General features: G+C 35.7%; 20 protein-coding genes and 1 pseudogene. 20 read left to right on the top strand and 1 reads right to left on the bottom strand.

Annotated elements, in window-relative coordinates; translation table 11 throughout:
• The first annotated feature begins 60 nt into the window (after positions 1–60).
• The 20 genes from spoIIP (at position 61) to ELD05_RS09050 (ending at position 18,693) form a co-directional block, all read left to right on the top strand.
• The gene (gene spoIIP / locus ELD05_RS09145) at positions 61–1,200 is read left to right on the top strand and encodes a stage II sporulation protein P (RefSeq protein ID WP_127352178.1); all 1,140 of its coding nucleotides are present in this window, start codon (positions 61–63) and stop codon (positions 1,198–1,200) included.
• Positions 1,197–1,520 (top strand): hypothetical protein, encoded by a 324-nt coding sequence (locus ELD05_RS09140; RefSeq protein ID WP_127352177.1) that lies wholly within the window; start codon positions 1,197–1,199, stop codon positions 1,518–1,520. Before spoIIP ends, ELD05_RS09140 begins: the two co-directional genes overlap by 4 nt.
• 53 nt (positions 1,521–1,573) lie before the next feature.
• Positions 1,574–2,137 (top strand): hypothetical protein, encoded by a 564-nt coding sequence (locus ELD05_RS09135; RefSeq protein ID WP_127352176.1) that lies wholly within the window; start codon positions 1,574–1,576, stop codon positions 2,135–2,137.
• 43 nt (positions 2,138–2,180) lie between these two features.
• The gene (xerD, locus tag ELD05_RS09130) at positions 2,181–3,056 is read left to right on the top strand and encodes a site-specific tyrosine recombinase XerD (protein WP_127352175.1); all 876 of its coding nucleotides are present in this window, start codon (positions 2,181–2,183) and stop codon (positions 3,054–3,056) included.
• Between the two features lie 75 nt (positions 3,057–3,131).
• Positions 3,132–4,466: a MurT ligase domain-containing protein gene (locus tag ELD05_RS09125; protein WP_127352174.1), complete on the top strand. Its 1,335-nt coding sequence runs from the start codon at positions 3,132–3,134 to the stop codon at positions 4,464–4,466.
• A 25-nt stretch (positions 4,467–4,491) separates the two neighbouring features.
• Positions 4,492–5,205: a type 1 glutamine amidotransferase gene (locus ELD05_RS09120; RefSeq protein WP_127352958.1), complete on the top strand. Its 714-nt coding sequence runs from the start codon at positions 4,492–4,494 to the stop codon at positions 5,203–5,205.
• Between the two features lie 182 nt (positions 5,206–5,387).
• A complete protein-coding gene (locus ELD05_RS09115) occupies positions 5,388–6,410 on the top strand; it encodes a BMP family lipoprotein (protein ID WP_127352957.1) in 1,023 nt (340 codons plus the stop codon).
• 106 nt (positions 6,411–6,516) lie between these two features.
• The gene (gene mtnP, locus ELD05_RS09110) at positions 6,517–7,251 is read left to right on the top strand and encodes an S-methyl-5'-thioadenosine phosphorylase (protein WP_127352173.1); all 735 of its coding nucleotides are present in this window, start codon (positions 6,517–6,519) and stop codon (positions 7,249–7,251) included.
• 19 nt (positions 7,252–7,270) lie between these two features.
• Positions 7,271–8,782: an ABC transporter ATP-binding protein gene (locus ELD05_RS09105; RefSeq protein ID WP_127352172.1), complete on the top strand. Its 1,512-nt coding sequence runs from the start codon at positions 7,271–7,273 to the stop codon at positions 8,780–8,782.
• A gap of 7 nt (positions 8,783–8,789) precedes the next feature.
• Positions 8,790–9,863, top strand: a complete 1,074-nt coding sequence (locus tag ELD05_RS09100; protein ID WP_127352956.1) for an ABC transporter permease — start codon at positions 8,790–8,792, stop codon at positions 9,861–9,863.
• 1 nt (position 9,864) lies between these two features.
• On the top strand, positions 9,865–10,794 hold the full coding sequence (locus tag ELD05_RS09095) for an ABC transporter permease (protein ID WP_127352171.1): 930 nt from the start codon (positions 9,865–9,867) through the stop codon (positions 10,792–10,794).
• A gap of 20 nt (positions 10,795–10,814) precedes the next feature.
• Positions 10,815–11,546, top strand: coding sequence for a GntR family transcriptional regulator (locus ELD05_RS09090; RefSeq protein WP_127352170.1), 732 nt, complete (start codon positions 10,815–10,817; stop codon positions 11,544–11,546).
• A gap of 4 nt (positions 11,547–11,550) precedes the next feature.
• Positions 11,551–11,958, top strand: a complete 408-nt coding sequence (gene cdd, locus ELD05_RS09085) for a cytidine deaminase (RefSeq protein WP_127352169.1) — start codon at positions 11,551–11,553, stop codon at positions 11,956–11,958.
• A 39-nt stretch (positions 11,959–11,997) separates the two neighbouring features.
• The gene (locus tag ELD05_RS09080; RefSeq protein ID WP_011917823.1) at positions 11,998–12,168 is read left to right on the top strand and encodes a XapX domain-containing protein; all 171 of its coding nucleotides are present in this window, start codon (positions 11,998–12,000) and stop codon (positions 12,166–12,168) included.
• A 33-nt stretch (positions 12,169–12,201) separates the two neighbouring features.
• Positions 12,202–13,527 (top strand): pyrimidine-nucleoside phosphorylase, encoded by a 1,326-nt coding sequence (locus tag ELD05_RS09075; RefSeq protein ID WP_127352168.1) that lies wholly within the window; start codon positions 12,202–12,204, stop codon positions 13,525–13,527.
• Between the two features lie 23 nt (positions 13,528–13,550).
• Positions 13,551–14,213, top strand: a complete 663-nt coding sequence (gene deoC / locus ELD05_RS09070; RefSeq protein WP_127352167.1) for a deoxyribose-phosphate aldolase — start codon at positions 13,551–13,553, stop codon at positions 14,211–14,213.
• 38 nt (positions 14,214–14,251) lie between these two features.
• Positions 14,252–15,421: a phosphopentomutase gene (locus ELD05_RS09065; protein WP_127352166.1), complete on the top strand. Its 1,170-nt coding sequence runs from the start codon at positions 14,252–14,254 to the stop codon at positions 15,419–15,421.
• Between the two features lie 37 nt (positions 15,422–15,458).
• Positions 15,459–16,274, top strand: coding sequence for a purine-nucleoside phosphorylase (locus ELD05_RS09060; RefSeq protein ID WP_127352165.1), 816 nt, complete (start codon positions 15,459–15,461; stop codon positions 16,272–16,274).
• Between the two features lie 120 nt (positions 16,275–16,394).
• Positions 16,395–16,748: a response regulator gene (locus ELD05_RS09055; protein ID WP_127352164.1), complete on the top strand. Its 354-nt coding sequence runs from the start codon at positions 16,395–16,397 to the stop codon at positions 16,746–16,748.
• A 16-nt stretch (positions 16,749–16,764) separates the two neighbouring features.
• Entirely contained in the window at positions 16,765–18,693 is a 1,929-nt protein-coding gene (locus tag ELD05_RS09050) for a chemotaxis protein CheA (RefSeq protein WP_127352163.1), read from the top strand.
• Between the two features lie 137 nt (positions 18,694–18,830).
• Here the strand turns inward: ELD05_RS09050 and ELD05_RS15030 are convergent.
• Positions 18,831–20,076 (bottom strand): annotated as a pseudogene (locus tag ELD05_RS15030) (IS110 family RNA-guided transposase).
• Between the last annotated feature and the right edge of the window lie 78 nt (positions 20,077–20,154).

Genomic DNA, 20,154 nt, shown 5'->3' with positions numbered 1-20,154 from the left:
GTGTGAATAGAGATTTTACAAGAAAGTTTTTATGTCAGACTTTTGAGGAGATTTGTATTGATGGTGAAGGTTATTGATTTGAAAAGATTTTGGTATGTTGTTTTTATTGCCATATTATTGGTTATAGAACTTTTAGTAAATAAGTTTGTTTTTTCAAATAGAGAGTTATTAGATCTTTGCTTCAAATATTCTAAGCAACTAATTATTTTTAACACACCTTTTTTGGCAAGCAAAACGGATATTAGTAATTTAATCAAAATAGAAAATTTGATGAGGTTTTCTCATCCACTTTTTGCTTCTTTCAATAGAACTCAAACATTTGAAGAACAAAGTTTTTATGAAGACGATGCTATTGTAATAAATTATGACCAAGAAAGGCAAGATAATTCTAAAGCATCTGAAGAAAATCAAGCTGATGATAATATAGAGTTTCAAAAATATCTAAAGAATATTCGGCCAAATGGCTCTATTTCCTACAACATTGAGGTTATGAATCAAACAGAATATAGAATAGATATAACTAAGTTTCTTAACACAAAATTTAAGATTTATGGTGGAATAAAACCCTCAATTCTTATTTATCACACACATACAACTGAAAGCTATGAGAACCCCTCAAAAAATCTTATTTACACCCGGGGAACAACTGATAGAACCTTAGATTTTAACTACAATGTGGTTAGAGTGGGGGAAGAGCTCAAAAGGATTCTTGAAAAAGACTATGGTTACAAGGTTTATCACAGCAAGGACATAAATGACTATCCTGAATATAAAGGCTCTTATGCAAGGTCATTGAAAATAATTGAAAGATATAAAAAAGAACATCCTGATATAAAGATTTTCATAGATTTGCACAGGGACGCAATAGGAGATGGCTCAAAAAAAATAAAAGTCTCAACAGTTGCATTTGGGCAGGAGTTAGCAAAGGTTATGCTTGTTGTGGGTACAGACAAGCTCGGACTTTACCATCCTTTTTGGCGAGAGAATCTTACTTTTGCAGTTCATCTTCAAAAGAATCTCATGAAAGTTTGCCCGCAGATTACAAGACCAATAAATATTTCGGCAGCAAGGTATAACCAGCATATATCACCATATGCATTAATAATTGAAATTGGTAGTAACGGCAATCTGCTTAATGAAGCTTTAAAAAGTTGCCAGATTGTTGCGAAAGCTCTTGATGACACTATTATGGGAAGGTGAAACTTTTGAGAAAAAGTAGATACAAAAGATACCTTCAGCATAAGTACTTTGTCAGAACAGCAAGAGCAGGTATATTGCTGCTTTTAGTGATTTTTCTCATTCTTTTTTTGACAGTTGAGTTTCGCAAACAGTTTTTTTTACCAGAAGACAAATATATGGTTAAGGTTCTCTTTAAGTATGATGAGACTATTTTGAAGTTATATAATGGTAAAATAACACTAAGGATTGACAAAAAGATTATAAATGGTTTCTACAAAAGTGTAAACTATTTTTATTTTAAATCTAAAGGATATGTTTTCTCATTAGTAGGTAATAACTGACTTGTAATTGACATATTATTTTACTATAAATAAACGCAAGCAAAAATAAGAAAATGAGAAAAAAAGTAAAATTACTATTTTTTGCTATTTTAACACTTTACTTAGGAGGCGTAATTACCGGTATAAACTTCTATTTTTTGCTCAGCCAAGCTCGAAGAGACGAACTCAAAAATTTTATAGTACTTTCAATAAACAGTGCGAAAACTCCAGATAATTTGTACTGGAATAAAGTAATCTTTTTTTCGATATCTGCTATTTTATTGTATCTTACAATATGGGGACTATCAAATTTAAATAAATACTTGCAAATTTTAAATATAGGCATGATTATTTTAAAAGGATTTGTGTTTGGGCTAACAATAGGCGCTTTTTTCACCATCTACAAGTTTCATGCTATAGGTTTCTTTTTCACTTACATATTACTAAAAGAATTGATTGTTTTAATATTTTTGATTATACTTATTCTGTACTCATTTACCAACTATTTAATTAGGGATAGATTGTTCAAATTTGAAAAAAGATTTAATATTGTGGTAGGTCTAATAGTGGTATTATTAATATGTGGCATAGTTGTGATAGATGCTTTTGTTTCGAGGTTTGCATGCAATTTGATTTAAGATCTATAAATGGAATTTATATATAGAGGGGATTTGAAAATAGATGAAGATAGTAGAGGCTTTTTATGAACATCTATGCCAAAAACAGAGATTTTCACAAAATACAGTTATGTCTTATTTGAGAGATATAAAGAAATACATAGAGTTTTTGGATAACATCGGGATGAAGATTGAAGATACGTCACAGGCTACTATAATCACATATATTATCAATATGCAAAAAAGCGGAAAGTCAAACAGCACAATAGCAAGAGCAATTGTTTCGCTAAAGGTATTCTATGAATTTTTAAAGGACCGGAACATTGTAGACATAGGGAAAATAGAGATTGACCCGCCTAAACTTGAAAGAACACCTCCCCAAATCTTGACAAAAGATGAGGTAGAGAAACTTTTGAGCTGTCCACGAGAAGATGATATAAAAGGTATAAGGGACAAGGCAATGCTTGAGCTTTTGTACGCAACAGGTATAAGAGTAAGTGAACTAATTGGTCTTAATCTTTCTGACATCAACCTTGAACATGGCTATATTATATGCAGAAATAAAAAAAGAGATAGGATAATTCCAATTGGTTCGTATGCAATTGAGGCAGTAGAGAAATACTTGAACTACTCAAGACCATACCTTGCAAGAAATAAAGAACAGGAGGCTCTTTTTTTGAACTTCAATGGGGCAAGGATGACAAGGCAAGGATTTTGGAAAATTGTAAAATTCTACGCTAATGTGGCAGGTATAAATAAGGAAATAACTCCGCACATATTAAGGCATTCTTTTGCAACACATCTAATTGAAAATGGAGCAGATGTGAGAGCTGTCCAGCAGATGCTTGGGCATGCTGATATTTCAACTACTCAAAGATATCTTCAGGTTGCGAATGTCAAGCTAAAAGAGGTTTATCAAAAAGCACATCCACGTGCTTAAGATATGGGAAATTAGCAAGGCAAAGCCTTGCTTTTTATCTTTATGAAGTATTTGTAGACAAGGGGATGAAAAATATTGAAAAACTTAAGATTTTATTTAGCCACTTTTGCAGGAATAACAGCAAAACTATTGCTCAAGCTTTTAAGAAAAGATGCGACAAGTGCACCTGGCAAGATTGCCTATAAAATCTGCCCAGATATTTTAAAGGAGATTGACAGAAGGTGCAGATTTAAAATACTTGTATCTGGTACAAATGGTAAAACAACAACTAACAACCTTATAAACTGGATAATAAGTCCTGACAAAACCATTCTTTCAAATCTAAAAGGTTCTAACATGGTAAATGGGATAATAAGTGCGTTTATAAATAACCTCAAAAAAAGCTATGAGATAGCCTGTTTTGAGGTTGATGAGGGATCACTACCTGTTGTTACAAAGGATTTAAAAGCGGATATATTTGTGACAACAAATGTTTTTAGAGACCAGCTTGACAGGTATGGTGAACTTGACAGAGTAAAAGATCTAATATTGAGCCATATAAATGGAGCTTTGGCAGTTATCAATGCAGATGATCCAAATTTAGCAAGTTACAGCGGAGAAAAAAAGGTATTTTATAGTGTTGATGAAAATGCGCTCAGCAGGTTAGCAAATGTTACACTTGATTCATGGTTTTGCCCAGTTTGTAATAGCCAGCTTGAGTATACGTTTTATAATGTTGGACATCTTGGAAAATACATTTGTTCTCAGTGCGGATATAAAAATCCTGAAAGCAGGTTTTTGATTACGAATATAAAGTCTGAAGATGGCAGTTTTGTATTTGACTTTATGGATAGAGAAAATGGCACAAAAATTCAAGATATTAGATGGAAAGTAGGGGGCATTTATAACCTTTACAATGTCTGTGCAGCGATGTCTGTTGCTATGTTACTTGGGATAGAAACGAATAAAATAAAAGACCGGGTTGAGACTTTTACAAACAAACTTGGCCGCATGGAGGAAGTTGAAGTATATGGCAAACAAGTAGTCATATCTCTTGTCAAAAATCCAATTGGTATGAGTGAGACACTGAAAGTAATAGCAGATGACCCTTGCCCTAAAGCAATTGTTTTTATTCTCAATGACAACGCTGCTGATGGAAAAGATGTCTCATGGATTTGGGATGCCGATTTTGACATATTAAGTGAAGTTAAAAATATTAGGGCTTTATTTTTTGGTGGTAAAAGAAAAGAGGATATGGCGCTGAGAGTTAAGTACAGTAGTTTTGAACTAAAAGATTTTGAGTTTATTGATTTTGAAAAAGATTTGAAAAAAGTAATTTCATTAGAAGAAGCTCACAAGATTTACATTCTTCCCACATATACAGCTTTGTTTAAGACAAAGAAAATAGTAGAGAGTTTGAAAAAAACATGAGGTGATTGGATTGGAGCTAAACATTGTGAATATGTTTCCAGAAGCTTTAAATTTATATGGTGATAGAGGTAATATCATTACGCTGCAAAAAAGATGTGAATGGAGAGGTATGAAGGCAAATATTGTTGAATATAACTTCAATTCTAACGAGGATATTTTAAAAAGTGCAGATATAATCCTACTTGGAGGGGCATCTGACAGGGAGCAAGGAATTATGTATAGTCATTTGCTAAACTTAAAAGATTTGCTTAAAAGTCTGATTGAAGATGGAGTTTGCCTGCTTGCAATTTGTGGAGGGTATCAGCTCTTAGGGGAGGCTTATATTGATGCAAACCAAAATGTAATAAAAGGACTTGGAGTATTGGGCTTTTATACTAAGTCTGAAAACAAAAGGCTAATTGGGAATATAGTCATTGAAACAACATTAGATGTTTTTCCAAAAACAGTAGTAGGTTACGAAAATCACGGTGGTAGGACATATCATGGTTATCAACCTTTTGGCAAGGTCCTAAAAGGTTTTGGCAATAACGGAAAGGACAGGTTTGAGGGGCTAATTTATAAAAACGTTATAGGTACTTATTTGCACGGTCCTCTTCTTCCTAAAAATCCACATATTGCAGATTATATACTCAAAAAAGCTCTTGAAAGAAAGTATGCTTTTGATGCTTTGGAATTCGAGAAGTTAGATGACACTTTAGAGTACATGGCTCACGAGAAGGTAAAGGAATTGTATATGTAAAACAATAATTGTAGCAAGGGGCTGCGACCCAATAAAGCAGCCTTTTATATTATAGTTCACAAATTTACAAATTTTCATATTGACTTTTTTGAACAAAGATTATAAAATAGTAATGTCAGATGTCAGATGTTAGATGTCTGACATCTAAAAAATAAAAAGGAGGTTTGCTTTTTATGAAGAATATGAAGAAAAGGCTATATGCAGTGTTAAGTCTTGTTGTGATTGCTGCACTTTTGTTAAGCTTAAATGTATCTTGGAACATGGCAAATGGGTCTACATCCCAAAAAGTTTTTAAGGTAGGGCTTGTTACAGACGTTGGTGGTGTCAATGACAGAAGTTTCAACCAGTCGGCATATGAGGGTTTAAAGAAGGCAGAGAAAGAACTCAAAATCAAGACAACTCTCATTCAATCAAAGCAGATGACAGACTATATTCCGAACTTACAAAAACTTGCAAAAGCTAATTATGATTTAATTATTACAGTTGGTTTTCTAATGCACGATTCAGTTGTGACAGTTGCAAAGCAGTTTCCAAAGACAAAATTTTTAATTATCGACTCTGAGATTTCTAATCTTCCTAATGTTGCCTCAGCTATGTTCAGAGAAGAACAAGCAGGCTACTTAGCAGGTGTTGCAGCAGCATTGCTGGAGAAAGGCAAGTTTGGCAAAACAACTGGAAAGAATGTATTTGGAGTTGTAGGTGGTATGAAGATTCCACCTGTTGACAGATACATCGCAGGTTTTAAAGCTGGTGTTTTGAGAGAGATTCCAAAAGCAAAAGTTATAATCAAATATACTGGTAAGTTTGATGACCCAGCATCAGGTAAGCAAGTAGCGCTTTCTATAATAGCACAGGGTGCAGATTTTGTATTCCAGGTAGCTGGGCAGACAGGTCTTGGTGTTATCCAGGCTGCAAAAGAAAAGGGAGTTTATGCAATTGGTGTAGACTCAGACCAGAGCTATGTGGCGCCAAACACTGTTGTTACCTCTGCAATGAAGAGAGTTGACGTTGCAACATATAGCGTTATAAAGGATACATTAAATGGAAAATTCAAAAGTGGTATCCTTTACTTCGAGTTGAAAAACAATGGTGTTGGGCTTGCACCATTTATGAAAGGTGTTCCAAAGAGTGTGAGCGACAAAATAAACAAGGTAATTGCTGATATAAAAGCTGGTAAGATAAAGATACCAACGGAAGTAAAGTAATGACCATATAAGTTTTAAAGGCCTGCTGGAAAAAGCTTATACCGCAGCAGGCCTTTTGACAATATATGTGTTTATTGATATAAATGGAAAGGAGATCTAATCTGTTATGATAGGGATAATAGGTGGTTCTGGATTTTACTCTTTTTTGGAAAATGTTAAAGAGATAGAGATTGAAACCCCGTATGGCAAACCAAGTGATAAAATAGCAATTTCAAAAGTAGAAGGGAAAGAAGTTGCGTTTATTCCGAGGCATGGTAAAACCCATATTTACCCTCCTCATAAAGTGCCATATAAGGCAAATATATATGCATTAAAAGAACTTGGTGTTGATAAGATTATTTCAACAACAGCGTGTGGAAGCTTAAAAAAAGAGATTATGCCGGGTGATTTTGTAATTGTTGACCAGTTTGTTGACAGAACATGGGGACGGGAGGATACATTTTCGGATATTGGAGATGTAAAGCACACCTCAATGGCACAGCCTTATGATGAACAGATGAGAGAAATTGCAATCAATGTTTTAGAAGAACTTGGATACAGATTTCATAAAAAAGGTACGTGTGTGGTTATTCAGGGACCGCGATTTTCTACTTTAGCTGAGAGCAGATGGTACTCCAAGATGGGGTTTGACGTTATTGGAATGACTCAGTATCCCGAGGTAGCTTTAGCAAATGAGCTTGGAATAAAGTATTTAAATATAACTCTTGTGACAGATTATGATGCTGGCTTGGAAGATGACCCGAATATAAAACCTGTTTCACATGAAGAGGTTTTGAGAGTGTTTTCTGCAAATATAGAAAAACTCAAAACTGTTATTATTGAAATAATAAAAAGATTGTAAAGACAGGTGGGGCGTGAAAATGGAATATATTTTAGAAGTACGAGGTATTTCAAAAAGATTTGGTAATATTCTGGCAAATGATAATGTGAATTTAAATGTTAAAAAAGGCGAAGTACATGCCATTCTTGGTGAAAATGGGGCAGGAAAGTCTACTTTAATGAATATAATCTACGGACTTTATGAACCTGATTCTGGAGAGATATATTTTGAGGGTAAAAAACTTGAGGTCAAAGGCCCTCATGAAGCGATTGAAAAAGGAATAGGAATGGTTCATCAGCATTTTATGTTGATACCTGTATTTACGGTAGCTGAAAATATTGTTTTGGGATTTGAACCAAAAGGTTTTAGATTTAATGTTCAGGAAGCTGAGAAGAAAATTCTTGAAATTTCAAAGAAATACAATTTAGAAATTGACCCAAAAGCAAAAGTTGGAGATTTAAGTGTAGGTATGCAGCAAAGAGTAGAGATATTAAAGGCTTTTTACAGAGATGCAAGGCTTTTGATACTTGATGAGCCAACGGCAATGCTCACACCTCAAGAGACAAGAGAGCTTTTTAAAATTATAAATAACCTCAAAGCTCAGGGAATATCCATACTGTTTATAAGCCACAAGCTTGATGAGGTTATGGAAATTTCGGATAGGGTTACTGTTATGAGAAGAGGAAAGACAATAAAGACCTTGAATACAAAAGAAACCAACGAACAGGAACTTGCAAATTTGATGGTTGGAAGAGAGGTTAAACTTGTGGTTGAAAAGAGTGAACCGCGGTTAGGTGAGACTGTTTTAAAGATTGAAAATCTGACAGTTAAATTGAAAAACGGTGTTGAAAAGGTCAAAGATGTAAGTTTTGAAATAAGAAGCGGAGAGATTTTTGGTATAGCAGGTGTTGATGGAAACGGTCAAAATGAGCTTGTAGAAGCTATTGTTGGACTTATTCCCTCGACAGGAAAGATAATTTTCAATGGACAGGAGATTCAAAACCTTCCCACACGCAAACGTTATGAAAAAGGAATTGCTTATATTCCAGCAGACAGGCAACAGGATGGACTTGTTTTGAACTTTACAGTGGCAGAAAATATTGTGCTTAAAAGATACTACAAAAAGCCATATTCAAATAGAGGATTTTTAAATTACAAAGTTATAACTCTTGAGGCTGATAAACTCATTCATGAATTTGATGTGCGTCCACCAGATTTTAGACTATTTGCAAAGAATCTTTCAGGTGGCAATCAGCAAAAAGTAATTTTGGCAAGAGAGTTTTCAAGCAGTCCAGACCTTTTAATTGCTGTTCAGCCAACAAGAGGAATGGATGTGGGTGCGATTGAGTACATCCACAGAAAGCTCATTGAGCTTAGAGACAGTGGTAAAGCAATACTACTTGTTTCTTTGGAGCTTGACGAGATTTTGAACCTGTCTGACAGGATTGCTGTGATGTACTCTGGAAGAATTATGGATATATTAGATAGCAAAACTGCAACAAAAGAAGATATAGGACTTTTGATGACAGGCAAGAAAAAGAAGGAGGCTTAAAATGGTGATGGTAAAAAAAGCTTTACAGAGTATTTTAATGCCACTTATTGCTATTTTTATATCAATGATTGTAGGCGGGATTGTGATATTAATCACAGCAAAACAAAATCCTATTTATGCGTACATAGCACTTTTTAGCGGAGCATATGGGAATCTAATGAACTTTGCAACAACATTGACAAATGCAATACCACTGATAATAACAGGCCTTGGTGTTGCGATAGCATTTTCCTCTGGGCTTTTTAATATTGGTGCTGAAGGACAGTTTTGGATAGGTGCAATTGTTGCGACTTATCTTGGGTACCAGATAAAAGGTCTTCCATGGTATCTGCACATTCCTTTTATAATTGTCTGTGCTATGATAGCAGGTGCACTGTGGGGTGGACTTGTTCCGGGGTTGGCAAAGGTTTACACTGGTGCTCATGAGGTTATTACAACTATGATGATGAGTTACATAGCTATCTATTTTAGCCACTATCTATTAGAAGGCGGGCCGATGATGGACAAAGGGACAATACCTCAATCGCCGCTAATTCAAGACAGTGCAAAGCTAAGTATTTTAGTGCCAAATACACAGCTGTCAAGTGGACTTTTTATTGCAATTTTAGCAGTTGTGGTGGTTTATATTCTCATGTACAAAACCACAATAGGTTATGAACTCAGAGCAGTAGGTTTTAATATGAAAGCTGCAAGATATGCAGGTATAAATGTTGCAAGAAAACTTGTTTTAGCTATGGGACTTTCAGGTGCATTTGCAGGTCTTGCAGGAGCTGTTCAGATAATGGGGGTGCAGCACAGACTATATGATAGCTTTACATCAGGATATGGTTATACTGCTATAGTTGTTGCACTTCTTGCAAATAACAATCCAATTGGTGTTGTGATAGCAGCACTTTTCTTGGCAGGACTTTCAACAGGCGCGCAGGAGATGCAGATGCAAACAAATATTTCCGGCCAGCTTGCTGATGTTGTTGTAGGGCTCATAATCTTCTTTATTGCAATTGAAGAACTTTACAGGGTTATTATGGAAAAGATTAAAACCAGAAAATCAAAGTTGGAACCGGTAGGAGGTCAAGAGTAAAATGAATATACTCAGTATTTTCACAAATCCATATTTGTGGGCGTCAACCATTGCAATGGCAGTCCCGCTTGCACTTCCGGCAATTGGCGGAACTTTTTCTGAACGAGCTGGTGTTGTCAATATTTCTATGGAAGGGATAATGCTAATTTCTGCATTTGTTTCTGTTGCGTTTTCGGCATACTTTCACAATGCATGGCTTGGGCTTTTAGCAGGAGTAATCTCAGGTATTTTGGTAGCATATGTATTTGCATGGGCAGCTGCAAAGATGTACGCAAACCAAATAGTTCTTGGTATGGCTTTTAACATATTTGCATCAGGTATCACTGCTTATCTTTTCAATGCAATATATGGTCCTGAAGGAACACCATTTGATACACCAAAACTTCCTGATGTTAAGATACCTGTTATTGATAAGATTCCTATAATTGGTCAGATTTTGAGCGGTCAAAATGTGATGGTTTATATAATGTTTGTTTTGATAATACTTAGCCAGTGGTTTTTGTTCAAGACAACTGTTGGGCTGAGACTAAGAGCTGTTGGTGAAAATCCAGAAGCTGCTGAAACAGCTGGTATAGATGTTGTAAAAATGAAGTATCTTGGTGTAATTCTTGGTGGAGCATTTTCAGCCCTTGGTGGGGCATATCTTTCAATAGGAGTATTAAATAGCTTTTCTCCTGAAATGTCTTCAGGGAGAGGTTATATAGCACTTGCTGCGATGATATTTGGTAAATGGACACCTGTTGGCTCATTTTTGGCATCACTTTTGTTTGGTTTTGCAACAGCCCTGAGCTATACATTGCAAGAGTCTTCGATTTCAAAAAACATTATCATGATGTTACCTTATGTAGTTACAATCTTAGCACTGATTGGAATAGGTGGGAAGAGCGTTGCACCTGCTGCTGACGGTATTCCTTACAGGCCTAAAAAATAAGAGAAAGGAGTGGGTGGACTGTGGAGAGTGCAGAGAGCGTTGTTTATCCACCCAGGTATGAATTGGTGTTGCGAAAGTTAAAGCACCTTATCGAAGAAAAATTCAAAGAGGGAGATAAGCTTCCGTCTGAGGTAGAACTTGCAAAATTTTTTGGTGTCAGTCGGGCTACTTTAAGAGAGGCAATGAGGATATTAGAAGAGGAAGGATATGTTATTAGAAAACATGGAATAGGCACTTTTGTTGCATCAAGACCAATTTTGCAAACAGGTATGGAAGAACTACAAAGCATAACAAAACTTATGGAAAAGCAGGGGTATCAACCACATACAAAAGATGTAATTATTACACGGACTTACCCGAATGCAAAAGAAGCACATATGTTGAAAATTAATCAAAATGAAGAGATTATAAAAATTGAACGTGTAAGACTTGCCGACAACATACCAGTTGTATACTGCATAGATAGACTTCCTGCTAAGCTTTTTGGTGAGAAATTTGAATTTAAAGGAGAGTCACTTTTTGACTATTTAAATGATAATTTGGGAATATATATTGCATATGCAGTCTCTGATATAATTCCAATGCTTGCTGAGAAGAATGGAGTATATAAAAAGTTGGAGCTTGAAAAAAACGATGTCGTACTTTTGCTTGACCAAATACATTTTGACCAAAGTGATACTCCTATATTATATTCTTCAAATTTCTTTTCACCCAAAAAGTTTAGATTCTACATTGTAAGAAAGAGGGTATAAAAAGATGAAATACTTAACCGAGATTGATGATACGTTAAAGAGTATTTTGAATTTAGCGAAAGAACAGCAAAGTAGGGCCTATGCACCCTATTCAAACTTTAAAGTTGGGGCAGCGGTTTTAACACAAAGTGGAAAAGTGTATTTAGGCTGTAATATTGAAAATGCCTCCTATTCTCTGACAATCTGTGCTGAAAGAGTTGCTCTTTTCAAAGCAATTTCGGAGGGTCACAAAGATATTAAGGCTATTTTTGTAATCGGTCCTCAAAATGAACCTATTTCGCCATGTGGTGCGTGTAGGCAGGTTATACTTGAGCTTGCAAAAGATTCTACAATATATCTTTCAAACTCTGATATGACTAAAATCATCGAAACTAACGCGAAAGAACTTTTACCTTATGGCTTTGATTTATAGAGTGTCAAACAAAATGATTTTCAGGAGGGTAGACAAAGGTTGAAGGCAATACTTCTTTCGCTTCTCACAGGTTTTATAGTTGGAGCAATATTTAAGATTCTCAAGCTACCTATTCCTGCACCAAATGCTCTGGCAGGAATTGCGGGTATTTTTGGGATTTTCTTAGGTGCTTTTGCTATAGAGCAGCTTTTAAAATTGTTTACAAAATAAATCTTTAAAGATGAATAAGAAGGTGAGATTTTTATGTTGATAACTGAAATTATACGCAAAAAGAGAGATGGGTTTGAGCTTAATAAGGATGAATTAGAGTTTCTAATAAATGGGTATATTAATGATGAAATTCCTGATTATCAGATGGCAGCATTTTTGATGGCAGTTTATTTTCGAGGAATGTCAAAAGAAGAGCTGACTACTTTCACAATGCTAATGGCTCAGTCAGGTGAGATGGTAGACCTGAGTAAAATAGAGGGGATAAAGGTTGACAAACACTCAAGTGGTGGAATAGCCGACACAACAACTCTTGTATTGATACCGCTTGCAGCTTCGGTTGGTGTGAAAGTTGCCAAGATGTCAGGACGAGGACTTTCTCACACAGGTGGCACAATTGACAAGTTAGAGTCAATCCCTGGGTTTAGGACAGAACTTTCTAAAGATGAATTTATTGAAGCTGTCAACAGAGTTGGGGCGGCAATTGTTGGACAGTCGAAGGACCTTGTTCCTGCTGACAAAAAGATTTACGCTCTGAGAGATGTTACAGCAACGGTTGAGTCAATTCCACTCATTGCATCATCTATTATGAGCAAAAAGATAGCAGCAGGGGCTGATAAAATAATTCTTGATGTCAAATTTGGAAAAGGTGCTTTTATGAAAAGCTATGAAGATGCGAAAGAACTTGCCAACACTATGGTTGAAATTGGCAATTTGGCTGGCAGGGGAACAGTGGCATATGTGACTGATATGAATCAGCCGCTTGGACTGATGATAGGGAATTCCTTAGAGGTTATTGAAGCAATAGAAGTATTAAAAGGAAGAGGACATGAGGATTTGAGAAACCTTTGCATTGAATTTGCAACAGAGATGATGATTTTATCGGGTATTGAGAAAGATAGAGAAAGAGCAAAAGAAAGACTTATTGAAAGCATTGAAAAAGGCTGGGCACTCAAAAAATTTGAAGAGATAATTCAAAACCAAGGTGGAAATCCTGAAGTTGTTAATGATTATTCACTGCTACCCCAGGCAAAATATGTTTATGAACTGAAATGCGAAGAAGACTTATATATAAAGGATATTGATGCGTTAAAACTTGGAATAGCTGCTTTAAAACTTGGCAGCGGTAGACAGAAAAAAGAAGACGTCATAGACTACTCAGTTGGAATTGAGCTGTTTGGCAAGATAGGTAGCAAGATTGAAAAAGGCAAGCCTTATGCGCGGATTTATGCAAACGATGAAAGAAAACTAAATGAGGTCATATCAGATGTGGAAGATGCCTTTACGTTCTCACGAGAATATGTAGAGAAGAGAAAGGTCATATTTGCTAAAATAACAAAAGATGGTATATATGAAATGTAAGATTTTATGAGGAGTGGTTAGAAATGACAAAAAAAGAAATAGCAAAGTTTATTGATCATACGCTTTTAAAATCAAATGCTACTCATGCAGACATAAAAAAGCTTTGTGATGAAGCGCTCAAATATTCTTTTGCCTCAGTTTGTGTCAATCCATACTATGTAAAGGTTTGCAAGGAGTATTTAAAAGACTCACCGGTTAAGGTTGCAACTGTGATAGGTTTTCCACTTGGTGCAACTTCCATGAAAACTAAGATATTTGAAGCAAGAGAAGCATTTGAAGATGGAGCAGATGAAATAGACATGGTTATAAATATTGGAGCTTTGTTAGAAGGAAATGTAGACTATGTATACGAAGAGATAAAAAATATTGTTGATATTGCAAGGGGGTATAAAAATAAGATTGTAAAAGTGATTATTGAAACATCTGAGTTAAGTGACCAACAGAAGATAGAAGCATGTAAAATAGTGATGGCTGCAGGAGCTGATTTTGTAAAGACTTCAACAGGCTTTTCCAAAAGTGGTGCCAAGTATGAGGATATACTTTTGATGAGAAAAGTGGTTGGTGATAAAGTTAAGATAAAAGCTTCAGGTGGTATTAGAACCTATGAAGATGCACTTAAAATGATAGAAGCGGGTGCAATCAGGATTGGTACAAGTTCTGGTATTGCAATTGTTACAGAAGATTAAACTGAATTTTTACTTTTCTGGGAAGGGGATTTTCTATCATGAAGGTAGTCCTAATTGTACTTGACAGTGTAGGCGTTGGTGAGTTAGGGGATGCAAAATTATACGGCGATGAGGGGAGCAACACACTTTCAAATACTTCATATGCTGTTGGTGGCATAGAGCTCAAAAATATGTATAAGCTTGGAATAGGAAATATCACAGACATAAAAGGCACACCACCTAATCCAAATCCGATTGGTGTTTATGGCAAGAGCAAGGAAAAGTCAAAAGGTAAAGATACAATTACAGGACATTGGGAAATAGCAGGGGTTGTGTTGGAAGAACCGTTTAAAACTTTTCCTGAGGGGTTTCCAGAAGAACTTATTGAAGAGTTTGAAAGACAAATTGGCAGAAAAGTGCTGGGAAATAAAGTGGCATCTGGTACTGAAATAATAAAAGAGCTTGGAGAGCAGCATATGAAAACTGGCTACCCTATTGTGTATACTTCAGCAGATTCTGTATTTCAGATTGCTGCTCATGAAGATGTCATTCCTCTTGATGAGCTTTATAGAATATGCGAGATAGCAAGAAGAATGTTGGTTGGTAAATGGCTTGTTGCAAGGGTTATTGCAAGACCTTTTATTGGAAAAGACAGAAATAGTTTTGTCAGAACTTATAACAGAAAAGACTTTGCAGTTGAGCCACCTTATGAGACACTGCTCGATAATGTAAAAGAAGCTGGACTTGAAGTTGTAGGTATTGGCAAGATTGAAGATATATTTGCAAAGAGAGGCCTGAGCATGAGCATTCACACAGAGGGGAATATGGATGGGGTTAATAAAACCCTCCAGGCAATGGATGAGGCAAAAGATGGGCTTATATTTACTAACCTTGTTGACTATGACATGCTCTATGGACATAGAAATGACCCAATAGGGTATGCTGAGGCCTTGCTTGAGTTTGATGAAAGACTTCCTGAGATTATTGAAAAGCTTGAAAAAGACGATATTCTTATAATTACAGCTGACCATGGGTGTGACCCAACAACGCCCAGTACAGACCATTCACGTGAACATGTGCCAATCTTGATATATGGAGAGAAAATTAAAAAAGGTTATAATCTTGGAACAAGGGAGAGTTTTTCTGATATTGGTCAGACAGTTGCTGAGTATTTGAAAGTTAAAGCCTTGCGAAACGGAGAGAGCTTTTTAAAAGAAATTTTGATATAATTTTAATTGGAATTTTTATAAAAATTGAGGTGATTTTATGTATTACCAAAAGGTCAAAGAGGCTACTGAATTTATTCAACGTTACCTTCCTCAAATTCCAGAGATTGCAATAATTTTGGGAAGTGGCCTTGGGGAGTTTGCAGAGACAATTGAAGATAAGATTGTATTAAAATATTCTGAAATTCCTCATTTTCCTGTTTCGACAGTAAAGGGACATAAAGGGAACTTGATATTCGGAGATGTCAAAGGTAGAAAGGTTTTAGCGTTTCAAGGGAGATTTCATCTTTATGAGGGGTACAAGGTTGAAGAGGTTGTGTTTGGAGTAAGAGTTGCAGGCTTGCTTGGAGTAAAGAATCTAATAGTGACAAATGCAGCAGGTGGAATATCACAATTTTTATCACCTGGGGATTTAATGGTAATAAAAGATCATATCAATCTTTCTGGTGAAAACCCTGCAATAGGTGAAGATGCTCAGTATTTTGGCGAAAGATTTTTTGATATGACATATGCATATGACAAAGAGACAATTGAAAAGGCAAAGGATGTTTACAAAAAAAATGGAGTTGACTACAAAGAAGGAGTGTACGCATTTTTAAAAGGTCCTTCATATGAAACACCCTCAGAGATAAGAATGCTCAAAATACTGGGTGCTGATGCAGTTGGCATGTCAACTGTTCCAGAGGTCATTGCTGCAAGACAGATGGGAATTAGGGTTTTTGGTATTTCGTGTATAACAAACATGGCTGCTGGGATCTTAGACAAAAAGCTTTCTCATGAAGAGGTAATTGAAGTATCAAAGGCAGTTGAAGAAAAGTTTATAAAAATAATTAGAGATATAATTGAGATAATGTAAAAAGAGGTAGCTCCTACATCGCAAACTAAAAGCGGTGTAGGATTTTTTTGTTTGTTATACAAATAAGCTGGGTAAATATTAAAATAGGGAATTTTTTGCTGCGGGGAGGTAGTTAGGTTCATGAAAAAGGTTTTGATTGTAGATGACGCAGCATTTGTTAGATATTCGTTAAAACATACATTAGAGAAGTATGGATTTGAAGTTGTTGGCGAGGCTTGTGATGGGAAGAGCTGTTTAAGAATGTTTTCTGAGCTCAAGCCTGACATTGTCACACTTGATATTACTATGCCGGAGATGAATGGGATAGAGGTTTTAAAAAAGATTATGGAAATTGACAGAAATGCAAAAGTGGTTATGATAACAGCGCTTGGACAGGAAGAAAAAGTAAAAGAAGCGGTTCTAAACGGGGCAAAGGGCTTTATTGTGAAACCCTACAAGGAAGAACATCTTGTAAAACTGCTAAACTCTCTGTAAAAAAGAAGGTGGCAGTGTGAATGAGTTAAATAAAGACCCTATGTTTGAGATATTTATTTCTGAAGCAAGGGAAATTATAAATGGTTTAGAAAAGGTATTTGTAGAACTTAAAGAAGGAAATATAGAATTTAAATCTGCTGTTGAAGAAGCGTTAAGACTATTGCATACCTTAAAAGGCTCGTCAGCCATGATGGGTTATCAAGATATCTCAGAGGTTTGCCACAAGGTAGAAGACATCTTTGTAAATCTAAAATCTTCAAGCATTTTAACATTAAATATCGATAAATTTATTTTGAGTATGTTAAAAATTATTGATTTTATGAATTCGCAAGTTGCCTCAATTGAAAATACATTACCACTATCTTCTTATGAAGATATTGAAAACGTTTTATTAGAATTAGAAGGTATTTTACAAGAAACTGAACAAAAGGCAAAAAGTGAGAAAGGCCAAAGGTACTCAATTGTTATGTGGTTTGAAGATGGCTGGGAAATGGAGAATTTGCGTGCATTTTTGATTGTTCAGAAGCTAAAAGAATATGTAAATGTTTTAGAGTATTTTCCACCAAATATAGAGGTTGATGCTTCAACTGCTGAGATGATAAAAAAAGAAGGTTTTAAAATAGTAATTGAAACCTCACTTAGTAAAGATGACATTTTATGTCTTTTTAATGATTTTGTGTGGATTAAAGACATTAGGGTAGAGGAAAAGACAAAAGATGCAAAGAATATTTCTGAAAAGAATCATGAAAAGGAAGAGTCTACTATAAAGAACGTACAGTCAACAGGGCGGCTTATCAATGTCAATGTCGAAAAAGTAGATAGGTTAGTTGATCTAATTGGTGAGATGGTTGTAACATTTTCTATGTTAACACAGCATCCTGATATACAAGAGATAAAGAGTGAGGGTTTTAAAGGTATAACGTTGCAAATGTCAAAGCTTATAAGAGACCTGCAGGAAATAGCTATGTCTATGAGAATGGTACCTCTTTCTAATACATTTCAAAAGCTAAAGAGAATTGTAGTTGAGATGTCTGCAAAACTAAATAAGCAGGTTGAGGTACAGATAAGTGGTGAGGAAACAGAGCTTGACAAGGTTTTAATTGAGTATTTGACAGACCCACTAATTCACATAATCAGAAATGCAGTTGACCATGGTATAGAGGAAAAAGAAGAACGACTAAAAAAAGGTAAATCACCACAAGGCAATATCTTTATAAGTGCTAAAAGTAGTGGCTCTGATGTTTTAATAACTATTGAAGATGATGGAAGAGGACTTGATAAAGAAAAGATTATAAAAAAGGCTTTAGAAAGAGGACTTATCTCTGAGAAAAGCGATGTGGATGATCAGCTTGTATATGACTTGATCTTTCAAACAGGCTTTTCTACTAAAGAAGAGGCAACTGAATATTCAGGTAGAGGAATTGGCCTCGACATTGTTAAGAACAATATTCAGAAGATAGGAGGCAGAATATTTGTAGACTCTCAAAAAGATATAGGTACCAAGTTTACTATTAGAATTCCACTCACTTTAGCAATTATTGATGGGATGCTTGTAAAGGTAAATGAACAAATATTTGCTTTACCTCTGTCTACTATTGTAGAGACATTTAAAGTTGAAAAAAAAGATATAGTTACTGAAGGGCATAGTCAATTTATATACAAAAGAGGGGCTTGTTATAATGTTGTTGACTTGCGAAGAGTCTTCTACCACAAAGAAGCCTTAGCAGACGAAAGACCATTTTATTTGGGAGTTATGGTGAGCAATGGGAGCAAGGTGGCTGTGCTATTGGTTGACCAAATGGTTTCTCAGCAGCAAGTTGTTATAAAATCACTTCCTCAAATCATTGGTGAGGTAAGAGGAATTTCAGGATGCACACTTTTGGGGAATGGTGGTATTGCTCTGATTTTAGACATTGATAGTTTAATAGAAAGACAAACGGTATAATGTCAAGGGGGTTTTTTAAAAAATTTTTTTAGATAATTAGGGCAAAAAAGACAATAAAATACCGAGCCGCTCAGCATGGAAAAATTTAACTGGCAGCTTGTTTGGGAAAGATTATTAAATTAAAAAATTGGGACTAACTAAGTATTGTAAACATCACCTCTTTCTTGATATATTTGACCTTTGCTGAGCATTGCAAAGATCAAAGGAATTAAGCGTCTTGCGGTGAGGACGAGGGCACGTTTATGCTGATGCTTGGTAACCTCTGAGAACTTCTTGTTGTAGAAGGCTTTGTAGCGTACTGTGTGCACCCTTACACAGTTAGCAGCTTCAACAAGATAGTATCTCAGGTATTGGTTACCACACTTAGCTAATGAGACATCTTGGGCATTGAAGTTGCCTGATTGGTACTGAGTCCAAACAAGGCCAGAATACTTTGCCAAAGCAGCTTCATTTTTGAAGCGCTTGATATCACCGATTTCAGCGATGATGCCGGCTGCAAGAACATCTCCTATGCCAGGGACGGTTGTTAATGTTTGAGAGAAAGCTTTAAGAAGTTTTGAGATTTCTTTGTCGAGTTTTTTAAGTTGTTCTTGCATAAATCTAATGTTTTCAAGGGTCATAGACAAAGCTAAGTCATTTGCCTCAGCCAACAGAGGATGTAATCTGTATGAACGCTTGAGCCTCGGTTTTAAGTATTTCAGCGATTTTATTGACATCTGAGAGTCTATTGTTGCCGTTATCGGATACGAATTTAATTAAGTCTTCTAAAGGCATAGAAGCGATATCATCAGGTGTAAAGTTTTCGATGATAGCACAAGAAGCTTTACCGAAGATATCTGAAAATGGACAGTCTTGAGAATAAGTAGAGAATTTAAGGTATATGAGATTGAGAGCTCTGTTTTTTTCGCGAGTTAGATTGTGAACAAGATGATAGCGCATTCTGGTAAGGCGTTGTAGTGCAGCATATTTAAAATCAGGCAAAGGTGTTGGGTTGAGTTTGCTGAACCTGACACATTCAGCGATGATAATTGCATCGATGCTATCTGTTTTAGGCAAGAAAGTGTAGATTTTTTTGAAGCCTTTGACTATGCTTGGGTTGAGAACATAAAAAGTTGGTTTATATGGCAGCAGTTCAGATGAAGAAGCAAGATACAAGTGCAGATGCCAAGCGTAATGTGAAGTTGCTTCCATGCCAAACTTAATACAGGATAGATTATACTGGCTGAGGCAGTCAATAACTCTTTTGATTAATTCGTTAGCGCCTTCTTGATCATTAGGCAAGGAAAAAGGTTTTTTAATCAAGTGATTACCGGCATCATCGATGAAGAAGATAGAATTTGACTGACTACTGATATCAATGCCCACGATTAAAGTATTTGGCAATTTGAAGACCTCCTTTTTGCAAGTAGTGGTAAGAAAAAGTGTTAAGCCCTTTATCCTTGGGGATTACATGTAATGCAG

Origin of the sequence: Caldicellulosiruptor changbaiensis, from assembly GCF_003999255.1 — a bacterium.
Lineage (GTDB): Bacteria > Bacillota > Thermoanaerobacteria > Caldicellulosiruptorales > Caldicellulosiruptoraceae > Caldicellulosiruptor > Caldicellulosiruptor changbaiensis.
This window is presented reverse-complemented; position numbering and strand designations above follow the sequence as displayed.

What these genes read in the sequence shown, in the direction of transcription:
- spoIIP (WP_127352178.1), top strand. Translation starts at nt 61, where the DNA reads ATGGTGAAGGTTATTGATTTGAAAAGATTTTGGTATGTTGTTTTTATT.
- xerD (WP_127352175.1), top strand. Translation starts at nt 2,181, where the DNA reads ATGAAGATAGTAGAGGCTTTTTATGAACATCTATGCCAAAAACAGAGA.
- ELD05_RS09065 (WP_127352166.1), top strand. Translation starts at nt 14,252, where the DNA reads ATGAAGGTAGTCCTAATTGTACTTGACAGTGTAGGCGTTGGTGAGTTA.
- ELD05_RS09075 (WP_127352168.1), top strand. Translation starts at nt 12,202, where the DNA reads ATGTTGATAACTGAAATTATACGCAAAAAGAGAGATGGGTTTGAGCTT.
- ELD05_RS09060 (WP_127352165.1), top strand. Translation starts at nt 15,459, where the DNA reads ATGTATTACCAAAAGGTCAAAGAGGCTACTGAATTTATTCAACGTTAC.
- cdd (WP_127352169.1), top strand. Translation starts at nt 11,551, where the DNA reads ATGAAATACTTAACCGAGATTGATGATACGTTAAAGAGTATTTTGAAT.
- mtnP (WP_127352173.1), top strand. Translation starts at nt 6,517, where the DNA reads ATGATAGGGATAATAGGTGGTTCTGGATTTTACTCTTTTTTGGAAAAT.
- ELD05_RS09055 (WP_127352164.1), top strand. Translation starts at nt 16,395, where the DNA reads ATGAAAAAGGTTTTGATTGTAGATGACGCAGCATTTGTTAGATATTCG.
- ELD05_RS09105 (WP_127352172.1), top strand. Translation starts at nt 7,271, where the DNA reads ATGGAATATATTTTAGAAGTACGAGGTATTTCAAAAAGATTTGGTAAT.
- ELD05_RS09095 (WP_127352171.1), top strand. Translation starts at nt 9,865, where the DNA reads ATGAATATACTCAGTATTTTCACAAATCCATATTTGTGGGCGTCAACC.
- ELD05_RS09115 (WP_127352957.1), top strand. Translation starts at nt 5,388, where the DNA reads ATGAAGAAAAGGCTATATGCAGTGTTAAGTCTTGTTGTGATTGCTGCA.
- deoC (WP_127352167.1), top strand. Translation starts at nt 13,551, where the DNA reads ATGACAAAAAAAGAAATAGCAAAGTTTATTGATCATACGCTTTTAAAA.
- ELD05_RS09135 (WP_127352176.1), top strand. Translation starts at nt 1,574, where the DNA reads ATGAGAAAAAAAGTAAAATTACTATTTTTTGCTATTTTAACACTTTAC.
- ELD05_RS09100 (WP_127352956.1), top strand. Translation starts at nt 8,790, where the DNA reads ATGGTAAAAAAAGCTTTACAGAGTATTTTAATGCCACTTATTGCTATT.